Here is a 6,074-nt window from a genome sequence, read left to right on the forward strand (position 1 = left end):
AGCGCAGCCCGTTGGCGCGCAGCACCGCGTTCACGGGAGACTCCCAGGCGTACACGCTTCCCCGCGCCGACAGTTCCGCGGCCAGGGGCCCGCCGGCCAGCCGCAGCCCGGCAAAGGCCGCTCGCCGCTCGCCGCCGCCCTCTGCCCGCTCGCCCAGGCGCAGGAGCGACCCGCCGGCGGCCATGCCCAGGTGGGGCGCGGCCAGGGAGGCAGTGAGCGCCTGGTCCAGCAGCCAGCCGCCGCGGTTGCCGGCCACCGACTCGAGCCACCCGCCCGCGCTGCGGCTGTCCACTGTGAGTTCCGGCGTCCGGGCCGGCGTCCCCTTGCGCGTCACGATCTGCACGACCCCGCCGATCGCATCGGAGCCGAAGAGCGCCGCGCCCTGCGGCCCGCGGATCACCTCGATGCGCTCGATGGTCGCCGGGTCGAGCGAGCCCAGGTAGACCGGATTCGCGATCTCGACGCCGTCCACGTATACCTTGGGCGCGTTGAGCGCCAGCGACGTGGCGCCGCGGATGCTGCCGAAGCGGAGCACGGGCGAGGCGCCCAGGTTCCAGGCGACCATGCCGGGCACGGCGCCCCGGAACAGCTCGTCCAGCCTGCGGATCTGCGCCCGGCTGAGGTCCGCCGCGCTGAGCGTAATGCGGGCGTCTGTCTGGTCGCGCCGGCCGGTGCGACGCTGCCGCTCGGTGACCACCTCCAGCGCGCCGAGCGAGACGGCCAGTGGGTGGAGCGAGAAGTCGAGCGTCGCGCGCTGGCCGTCCGCGGGCTCCGGCAGTCGTGCGAAGGCCGGCGAGTAGCCGAACCGCTGGACGGCGAGTTGCGCGCGTGCGCCGGCCGGGATCTCGAGCTGGTAACGCCCGTCCGCGTCCGTCAGGGTTCGGGGCCCAGAGTCGCCCGCCGCAACTTCCACGGCTGCGAGACCCACCCCGGTCACCGCATCCACGACGCGGCCCCCGACCCACGCGGGGCCCGCCGCGACCTGCGCGGCCAGTGCAGCCGGCGCCGGGCCGGGCGCCAGCACGACCTGGCCGCTGCGGGTGACGCTGACCTCGACGCCGGTGCCGTCCAGCAGTAGGCGCAAGGCTGCGCCGGCGGGCAGGCGCTCGCGCTCGAGCGAGACGCGCCGGTCGAGCGGGAGCAGGTCGCGGCTGAAGGAGAGCCGCAACGCCGCGGCCCGCGCCAGGTTCTCGAGGGCCGTCTCGAGGGGGACGTTCCGCAGGCGGAGCGAGACCAGTCGGTCCAGCGGCGGCGGGTCCGGGGCTGCGGGAGGCGCCTGCCCCTGGGCGGGCGCGGCGCAGAGGAGGAGCGTGAGCGCCGCCGCCCGCCAGGGTAGTCGAGGCAGGGGCAGACACGCGCTCGATGGCCCCGCGCCCCGGTCGGGCGCGTTCTCAGCTCCGCCCGCGCCGTCGTGCGGGACGTGCACGCGCACCTGCCTACAGGCACGAGGCGGCGGAGCCTGCCGCGGGAAGGTCGCTACGGACGTGGTGCGCGGTGGTGCCACTGTGTTCACGAGCCCCGGCCTCAGGGGAGCGTCCTGGCCGCCTCGCCGTTGCGCTCGGCCGCCCCAGCGTTGCGGGCGGCGGAGAGCTCGTAGCGGCCGCCTGCGCGACGGTACTCCGCGCCCGCCGCGCGCGCAATCACTTCGAGCACTTCTGCCACCGGCTCGTTGCGGAACACGGCGGTCAGGCGACGCGAGGCCAGGCGCGGATCGGCAATGTGCACCTCCAGGCCGTACCAGCGGCGGAGCTGGACGGCGACGACGCTCAGGGGTGTGTCCTGGAACACCAGTTCGCCGCGTGTCCAGGCCAGCTCCCGCTCGAGGTCCACGCCGTGCACGATCTCGGCGCGGCCGGACGCGGCGAGGCGGCCCAGGTCGCCGGCGCGGAGCGTGAGGCCACGGCCCGCCGGGCCGCCCCGGAGGCGGAGCGCGACCGCGCCCTCGGCTACCACCACCTCGACCGCGCCGCCCAATCCTCCAAGCGATCGGACGACAAAGCGCGTGCCCAGGTCCCGGGCGGCCGCCCCGCCGGCGTGCACCGTGAATGGCGCCGCCACCTCATGCGTCGCGTCGAACAGCGCCTCGCCTTCCAGCACGACGGTCCGCTGGCCGCGGCCGAAGCGGCCGGGTACCTCGAGGCGGCTGCTGGCGCCCAGCATCACGTGGGTTCCATCATCCAGCAGGAAAGCTTGCCGCTCGCCAGTGGCTGTCGCCAGCAGCCGCGGCGCCGGCGACTCGAGCCGCTCGCGCCAGAGCAGCGTCCCGGCGACGGCCAGGGCGAGCACGGCGGCCGCGGCGAGCGCGGTGCGTGCCCGGGGCAAACGCCGCGCCACGGCTGCGGCGCGGCGGAAGGGGAGCACGCGAGGGGGAGCGGGCTCGACTCCCGCCATCCGCCGGGCGACCCGGTCCCAGGCGGCCTCCACCGCTGTCGCGGCGCCGGGCTCTTCGCCCGGCGCGAGGCCGGCCTGCCACAGCTCTTGCATGGAATCCACCAGGCGCCGGCGCTCCGGGCGCTCGTCAACCCAGCGCTCGAAAGCTGCCGCTTCCGCGGCGGAGCATTCGCCGGCAAGGTAGCGTCCCAGGCGGTCCCAATCCATTTCGTCGCTCATCGGGGTGAGACCGGCGTCACTGGCAAAGGCGGGCCGGAGCCGCAAAATTTGCGGGCCACGGCAAACTCATTATCGAGCTCATGCGCTCCCCGGACGACACTCAACGGATCCAGCGCCTGCGGGCCGGCGATGCCGCAGCCTTCGAGGCGACCTTCCGCGAGCATTACCTCGCGCTCGTGAGGTTCGTGCGCGGCTACGTCGGCTCGAGCGCCGTGGCCGAGGAACTGGTGCAGGAGACGTTCCTCCGCCTCTGGGCGGCGCGGGAGCGCCTGGATCCGCGGGGCTCCCTGCGGGCCTACATCTACCAGGCGGCTCGCAACCAGGCCCTCAATCACCTGCGGCACGAGCGCATCGAGCGCAGCGGAGAAGCCCGCCTGGAGCGCGAGGCGCCCGCCGCTGCTGCCGCAGACCCGCCCGACCGGCCGCGGGAGGAAGAGCTCGCCGCGGCTGTTGCGCAGGCCGTGGCCGCACTGCCCGAGCGCTGCCGCCTGGTTTTCCAGCTCAGTCGGGATCATGGATTGAGCTACGCCGAGATCGCCCGGGCGCTCGGCATCTCGGTGAAGACCGTCGAGACCCAGATGGGCCGGGCGCTCCAGGCCCTGCGCCACAGCCTGGAGCGCTACCGCCCTTGAAACAGCCGGCCGGCCTGCTGAAGTGGGCGCCATCTCCCCCGCTGCATGGCCAGAGCGCTACCGCCCTTGAAACGGCGGACTAGCCGGGGGGCCGGGCATCCGCAACCTCAGGCGCCCAGCCCCCGCCACCTTTACTTCTGGTGATGCAGCGTCCGGCGCAGGGAGTCCACCAGGTGACCGGCTTGCGTAGCCAGGTGCAGCGCCTCGGGCAGCTTTTGCGACTCGAGCGCGGTCCTGGCCTGGCGGATCAGCTCGGCCGCCTTGGCCGCCGCCTCCTCCAGTCGCTTCACGTCCTTGCCTGCGGCCTTGAGCGCGGCAATCTGCGTGTTCACGGCTTCGAGCACCTTGACCGTGGCCTCGAGGACGTGCGCCGGCGCGGCGGCGCCCAGCACCGCGACCGCGACGCGGATCTGCTCCGCCCGGATCGCCGCCTGCAGGCGCTCGGCTCGCTCGCGGTCGTGCGCTTGCTTCGCCTCGCGCAGCTCCTTCTGGAGCTGCTCCAGCTTCGCGACCAGCGCCCTGGCCGAGTCGCGTCCCTGCTCCTTGACTACCTTGTGGTACGCTTCCGCGACCAGCCGCTCGAGCGCCGGGATGACGATGAAGCTGCCGTCCAGCACGCTGGCGGCGAAGCGCAGTTCGCTCACCAGACTGGCCGCGCGGGTGCCCAAGTCGAGCGCGCGGTCGTACTGCTGCCGGCCCAAGGCCGCGCTGGCACTGTCCACCACCTGCGCCGCCCGGGCCAGCCCCGCGTCCAGCTTGGAGACGTCCTTGCCCGCCGCCCTGGCCGCCGCTACCTGGGCCCGCACCTCGGTCAGCGCTCTGGACACCCCCTCCACGACCTGCCGGGCGACGTCGTTGCCCAGGACCTCGAGCACGATCTTGATCTGCTCCGCCCGCAGCGCCGCCTGCGCCCGCTCGAACCGCTCCCGGTCATGCGCCTCCCGCGCCGCGCGCAGCTCCGCCTCCAGCGCCTCGAGGCGCGCCTTCAGCGCCCTGGCCGCGCTGTCCCCCTTCTCCGTGCGCACTTTGTGCAGCGCCGAGCGCAGCAGGTATTCCAGCGTGAAAGTGCTCTCCTGGCCGTGCCAGGCTGCAGCCGTGCTGCCCGCCTGTCCGGCCGCGAAGCCCCCGGCGGCGGCCGCGGCCGCCAGCTCCCCGGACTCCTCCGGCGCCGTTGGCTCCCGCTCGCACGCGGCGCTGAACAGCAGGGCCGCGACTGCCGCGCTGGCCAGTAGCAGCCAGTGTGGCCAGCTTCGCGGCGATCTTCCCATCCCGTGCATACGATCCACTCCTCGTTACAACTGGACGGCTCGGGCGCCCGCGCCCCAGTGCGCGGCCGCGACACCCGGGGGTGTGTCTAAGGTAGGATACACGCGAGCCGCGAAACACCCTGACACGCCTGGGCCGGCGTCGGGGTGGATGAGGGAGCTTCGACTACTGCCCGGCCCGCTTGCCGCAGGCGGCCGGGCGCAGAACATTGCCACCCATGGATCTCGGACTGGAAGACAAGGTGGCGCTGGTCACGGGCGCGAGCCGCGGCATCGGCCGGGCGATTGCTCGGGTCCTGGCCGCCGAGGGGTGCCGCGTGGCGATCTGCGCGCGCACCCGCCGCCAGCTCGAGCGCGCCGCCTCGCAGATAGAGCGGGCGGCCGGCGCGGGCCGGGTGCTGGCCCTGCCGCTCGACATCACCGAGCCCGGCGCCGCAGAAAAATTGGCTCAGGAGAGCGTGCGCCGCTTCGGCGGCGTGGACATCCTGGTCAACAACGCGGGCGGCAACCGGCGCAAGCCGTTCGAGGAGACCACGGACCAGGACTGGCAGGAGCTGCTCGAGCTGAATCTGCTGGCCGGGCTCCGCCTGTCGCGCCGGCTGATCCCGCACATGCGGGAGCGCGGCGGTGGGTCCATCATCTTCATAGCTTCGCTCTGGGGCCGCGAAGCCGGCGGCCCAGGCCTCTCCCTCTACCATGCCAGCAAGTCTGCGGTGATCAGTGCCGCCAAGATCATGGCGCTCGAGCTCGCGCCCGCCGGCATCCGGGTGAACAGCGTCGCGCCCGGCTCGATCCTGTTTCCCGGCGGGAGCTGGGACCGCCGCCGCCGCGAGGAACCCGAGGGGATCGCCCACTTCATCCGGGAGAACCTGCCCCTGGGCCGCTTCGGCCGCGCCGACGAGGTCGCCAGCCTGGTCGCCTTCCTCGCCTCGGCCCGCGCCAGCCTCATCACCGGCGCCTGCATTGCCGCGGACGGCGGGCAGGGCCGCTCGCTGATCTAGCTCCAGCCACAACTGATTCGGCCGGATTAGCGAGCGCCGTTTGCGTTTGAATCCCTGATCGCTAAACTAATAATGAGCGCGGCTGTTTTCGACGTCGCAAATAGGGACGGCCGATGGCCGCTCAACGCAAACGCCACCCACACGGCCGCCTGGTCCGCTGCGCAGGCGGCTTCACCTACAAGGTCTGCGAGGCGGGGACGAGTACCTGCTCGAACGACGCGTCCGTCGAGTTCTGACGCGGGCGGCGCGCGGACTCTTGCAGGCTTTGGACCAGCTCGTGTAACGCTGGCAGGGTGTCCACAGGGTCGACAGCTTCGAGACATGCCATCGGCTTGGGTGTGGAGGCTGTGGGCGGCCGGGCTGCTGCTCGGCTGTGACGCGGGGGGCGTCCGGGAGCGCTCGACCCGGGTCGGCGGAACAGACGCACCGGGACCTATCCCGGCGTCGGCGGCGACCCAGGAGGTGACGCCGCCAACTCGCCCCTCCGGATCGGCCTGCCTCGAGCCCACCCTCTACGACTTCGCACTCTCCGTGGATCGGTGGCTCCGTGCGGGCGAGATCGACTC

At 73.2% G+C, this 6,074-nt stretch carries 5 protein-coding genes; 2 read left to right on the forward strand and 3 right to left on the reverse strand.

The features are described 5' to 3' along the window. A partial coding sequence (locus tag HY703_03440) for a TonB-dependent receptor plug domain-containing protein (GenBank protein ID MBI4544229.1) occupies positions 1-1,432 on the reverse strand: 1,432 nt, incomplete at its 3' end. Positions 1,433-1,524: 92 nt separating this feature from the next. Beyond that, the gene (locus HY703_03445) at positions 1,525-2,610 is read right to left on the reverse strand and encodes a FecR domain-containing protein (protein ID MBI4544230.1); all 1,086 of its coding nucleotides are present in this window, start codon (positions 2,608-2,610) and stop codon (positions 1,525-1,527) included. Positions 2,611-2,690: 80 nt separating this feature from the next. Between HY703_03445 and HY703_03450 the strand changes: the two genes are divergently transcribed. After that, positions 2,691-3,242 (forward strand): RNA polymerase sigma-70 factor, encoded by a 552-nt coding sequence (locus HY703_03450; protein ID MBI4544231.1) that lies wholly within the window; start codon positions 2,691-2,693, stop codon positions 3,240-3,242. Positions 3,243-3,373: 131 nt separating this feature from the next. Here HY703_03450 and HY703_03455 read toward each other — a convergent pair whose 3' ends face one another. After that, positions 3,374-4,510 carry a hypothetical protein gene (locus tag HY703_03455; protein ID MBI4544232.1) on the reverse strand — a complete coding sequence of 379 codons (1,137 nt, stop codon included), beginning with the start codon at positions 4,508-4,510 and terminating at the stop codon, positions 3,374-3,376. A 215-nt stretch (positions 4,511-4,725) separates the two neighbouring features. Here HY703_03455 and HY703_03460 point away from each other — a divergent pair, with 215 nt between their 5' ends. Continuing rightward, complete coding sequence (locus HY703_03460) at positions 4,726-5,508, forward strand: glucose 1-dehydrogenase (protein ID MBI4544233.1); 783 nt, start codon at positions 4,726-4,728, stop codon at positions 5,506-5,508. Positions 5,509-6,074: the final 566 nt, after the last annotated feature.

Source organism: Gemmatimonadota bacterium, from assembly GCA_016209965.1.
In the GTDB taxonomy this organism is placed as follows: Bacteria; Gemmatimonadota; Gemmatimonadetes; order Longimicrobiales; family RSA9; genus JACQVE01.

What these genes read in the sequence shown, in the direction of transcription:
- HY703_03445 (MBI4544230.1), bottom strand. Translation starts at nt 2,610, where the DNA reads ATGAGCGACGAAATGGATTGGGACCGCCTGGGACGCTACCTTGCCGGC.
- HY703_03450 (MBI4544231.1), top strand. Translation starts at nt 2,691, where the DNA reads ATGCGCTCCCCGGACGACACTCAACGGATCCAGCGCCTGCGGGCCGGC.
- HY703_03455 (MBI4544232.1), bottom strand. Translation starts at nt 4,510, where the DNA reads ATGGGAAGATCGCCGCGAAGCTGGCCACACTGGCTGCTACTGGCCAGC.
- HY703_03460 (MBI4544233.1), top strand. Translation starts at nt 4,726, where the DNA reads ATGGATCTCGGACTGGAAGACAAGGTGGCGCTGGTCACGGGCGCGAGC.